The following is a 3245-nucleotide window of genomic DNA, read 5'->3' on the forward strand; positions in this document are numbered from 1 at the left end:
ATTTGCCCCTATATCGCCAAAGCCTGATTTATCAGCGTAGCGGGGTATATTTATCCGATTCAACCTTAGCCGATTGGGTTGGACGCTGTGGCGTACAGCTTGGGTTTTTAGTTAAACGTTTGCATAAAATAATGCTAACCCAGCCAATTGTGCATGCCGATGAAACCCCAGTCAAAGTGTTAAATGGCTATGGGGTAAAAGACGTGAAAGGCAAGTTAAAGCAAGGCTATGTTTGGGCGTATGTAACACCGCAGCACAGCCCAATCAAAGCGGTGGTGTATGACTTTGCCCAAGGTCGGGGTAGTGAGTATCCCAATGCTTTTTTAAAGGGCTTTAAGGGCAAGCTTGTTTGCGACGGCTATAACGGCTATAAGCCATTATTTGGGCGAGGGGTGATTGAAGTGGGCTGTATGGCTCATGCCAGACGTAAGTTTCATGAGCTTCATGTGACAGGGCAGAGTCTTATTAGCATTGAGGCACTAGCGTTATTTCAATCACTGTATGCCGTTGAGCGTGAGATTGATGAGCGGTTTGAGAAAAACCAATCACCAACGCCTAGAGATGCCCAAGTCGTTAGGCAAATTAGGCAATAGAAGGCTAAACCAGTTGCGGATAGGCTTTATGCGTGGTTACAGGAGAAAAGGTTAGGCACGATTAAGAATGCCAGTATTACCAAGGCGATTGAGTATTGCTTGAAACGGTGGCAGGCTCTGACACGTTATTTGGATGATGGCAATTTGCCGATTGATAATAATTGGGCGGAGAATCAGATGCGTCCTTGGGCACTCGGACGTAAGAATTGGTTGTTCGCAGGGTCGCTTGAGAGTGGTCAGCGGGCGGCGAATGTTATGTCGCTGATTCAGTCAGCTAGATTGAATAGGCTTGACCCGTATGCGTATTTGGCGGATGTGCTGAGACGTCTGCCAACACATCCTGATAGCCAGATTGATGAGCTGCTACCACATTGCTGGAAACCATCTCAATAGGGGGATGGTCGGGGGCTTACGATTAATGCTCTACGTCGTCAATATGTCAGTGAAGATGCGGTGCAACGGTTGAGTCAGTTAGATGCCCAAGAGGCAGATTTTGCGAAACGGGTTGCGGAGTTTGGGCAAGTGCGTCAGCAGATTTTAGCAACCTCTGGTAATACGCCAGAGGCACAGCGGCAGATAGTAGAGATGCAGAATAGGATGTTTAGTCCGCAGGAGCAACTGCGGTTGGGAACATATGTTAAAAAATAAATAAATCATTATCCTGCGACTTTATCAAAAATTTTATTGATATCTTGTGATTTAATAATATCTACATTATTAAAATCTAATGTATCACTTTTCGCAATAACTTTATAAAACTCATTAGGTATGTTTTCGAGTATTGCATATTCAGTTGGCATTAAATAGCAAAAATAATCTCCTATTTTTGTTTCGCCTGTATATCCTACAGGATAATCTTCATTTTCATGATATCCATGTATAGCACTGAACAAAAATAATCCTTTTCTAGATGGTAAATTTTCATCACAAATATTTACAAAATCTTTTTTATTATATTTAGCTATATTTGATAGAACTTCATTTAAAGACCTAGGTCGATCAGGGATGTTGTCAAGTCTACTTTGAGAACGTTCTTTGTGAATTAAATAAGAATAGTATTTTAAGATCGTTTCACCATTCTTGTAATAATATGAATATTCACTTTGGTCTTCAAAAATAAATTGGGTTAATCTTTCAATCGTATTAGCAAAATTTACATCTTGCATTATTGACAGAGGTATTTCTCCAGTCATGTAATTATTGAACATAGCTAATCTATCATTTTTATCACATGCAAACCATATATATTCGTAGTCACCAGGAGTCCATATAGAGGGGTTAATTTGCATAAAAATTCCTCATTTTATCAAAGATTATTTTTGGGGCTGTAGTAGATAAGGATTAAATATCACACCATTTACGCAATATTTTCAATTGCTCAGATAGTGACCCATAATTAAATCTAAACTCGCATTCTTTCAAGAACAAATGGAAGTGTTTTTTATCAATGCCATTATATTTTCTAAGAACCCGTTTAGATTGATTCCAGAAGTTTTCAATACCGTTGATATGATTGAGACCTTGGGCAAACTCAGCTGAATGATTAATTCTAAAGTGCTTAAAATCACCCACATCTAAGGCATTATAACTTCGATAGGAATCGGTATAAACAATGCTGTCAGGCTTGATTTTATGCTTAATCACGGGCATTAACGTGGTTGCTTTGGGGTCATTAACGACAATGGTATAAACCTTACCTTGTCGCTTTAAGATACCAAAAACGGCTGTCTTACCACCTGCACCACGACCACGTTTGCCCTTGCGTACACCACCAAAGTAGCTTTCGTCTAATTCGACTTCACCGTCAAATAGTTCGTCTACTTCTTTGGATAAATGGTAGTCTATCACAAGCCGTATTTTATGGTAAAAAAGAGCGGCAGTGTTAGGCTGTATTTGTAGTAAATCAGCGGCTGTACGGGCGGTAACTTGAGCGGTAAAAAATTCAAGCAATTTCACTTGTGTTTTTTTACTTAGCTTACAACGAGTTATCTTCATTTTTGTAGTCTAGCATTTGTGCTTATCTACTACAGCCCCTTATTTTTTAGTCGGAAAAGTAATTGAACAATTAGGACAGGTTGCAATAATTGCACCATCTGCATCTACTCCTTTTGTTCTTACAATTCTAGGTCGATATGCTTTAGTAAATTGAATATGATCAGGTTTGACTCCTTGCCGTATTAAGGCGTCAGCTGCCGAAACTTCAGCACAAACTCCAGCTGTATTTGAACAAAAAGTTGTTTTTTCTCCAACTTTTACGCCTAATCTATCTTCAATTAATTTGACAGTATCAGGATGTAAATCAGATCTGGAGATGCTATTTCCCTTAGGTACACTTTTTCCTACAGCTATTTTACCAGTAATCGGATCATAAGCACCAATTATAGCTGCATACTGATCAGCTTGGCTATTAGAGGGAAAGTCATCAATAACTTTAAGCACTTGAGCCGTAGCTTTAGTTTCTAATGGTTCATGTGCAATAGCAAGGATAATTCTACCATTTTGAGTAATAGTTGTACGCCCTGCAATACTCGTAGTTACAGTTCCATTATTTAATGTAGTATTAACTAATGTTAAATTTCTGCCATACTTTCCATCTGAAGATATGGAATAAACTATATTAGTAGCTTGAGTTAGACGAAATTGATTTAGTAA

4 protein-coding genes and 1 pseudogene are annotated in these 3245 nt (G+C 38.8%); 2 read left to right on the forward strand and 3 right to left on the reverse strand.

Annotated features, from left to right (window positions below):
- Together tnpC and MA2_RS11600 are read left to right on the forward strand one after the other, a co-directional pair.
- Positions 1 to 986, forward strand: a pseudogene (gene tnpC, locus MA2_RS11010) (IS66 family transposase); the annotation flags it as partial.
- Positions 987 to 1007: 21 nt separating this feature from the next.
- The gene (locus MA2_RS11600) at positions 1008 to 1241 is read left to right on the forward strand and encodes a lipase secretion chaperone (protein WP_079352278.1); all 234 of its coding nucleotides are present in this window, start codon (positions 1008 to 1010) and stop codon (positions 1239 to 1241) included.
- An 8-nt stretch (positions 1242 to 1249) separates the two neighbouring features.
- Here the strand turns inward: MA2_RS11600 and MA2_RS10485 are convergent, their stop codons facing one another.
- The 3 genes from MA2_RS10485 to MA2_RS11310 all read right to left on the reverse strand — a co-directional run.
- Positions 1250 to 1882, reverse strand: a complete 633-nt coding sequence (locus MA2_RS10485) for a hypothetical protein (protein WP_067059606.1) — start codon at positions 1880 to 1882, stop codon at positions 1250 to 1252.
- Positions 1883 to 1934: 52 nt separating this feature from the next.
- Positions 1935 to 2588 carry an IS1595 family transposase gene (locus MA2_RS10490; RefSeq protein WP_067059608.1) on the reverse strand — a complete coding sequence of 218 codons (654 nt, stop codon included), beginning with the start codon at positions 2586 to 2588 and terminating at the stop codon, positions 1935 to 1937.
- A gap of 39 nt (positions 2589 to 2627) precedes the next feature.
- The coding region (locus MA2_RS11310) for a hypothetical protein (protein ID WP_174519468.1) at positions 2628 to 3245 on the reverse strand (618 nt) is incomplete at its 5' end.

The organism is Moraxella atlantae NBRC 14588, from assembly GCF_001591265.1.
GTDB lineage: Bacteria > Pseudomonadota > Gammaproteobacteria > Pseudomonadales > Moraxellaceae > Faucicola > Faucicola atlantae.

Coding starts and splice junctions, on each gene's coding strand:
- MA2_RS10485 (WP_067059606.1), bottom strand. CDS start 1,882: ATGCAAATTAACCCCTCTATATGGACTCCTGGTGACTACGAATATATA.
- MA2_RS10490 (WP_067059608.1), bottom strand. CDS start 2,588: ATGAAGATAACTCGTTGTAAGCTAAGTAAAAAAACACAAGTGAAATTG.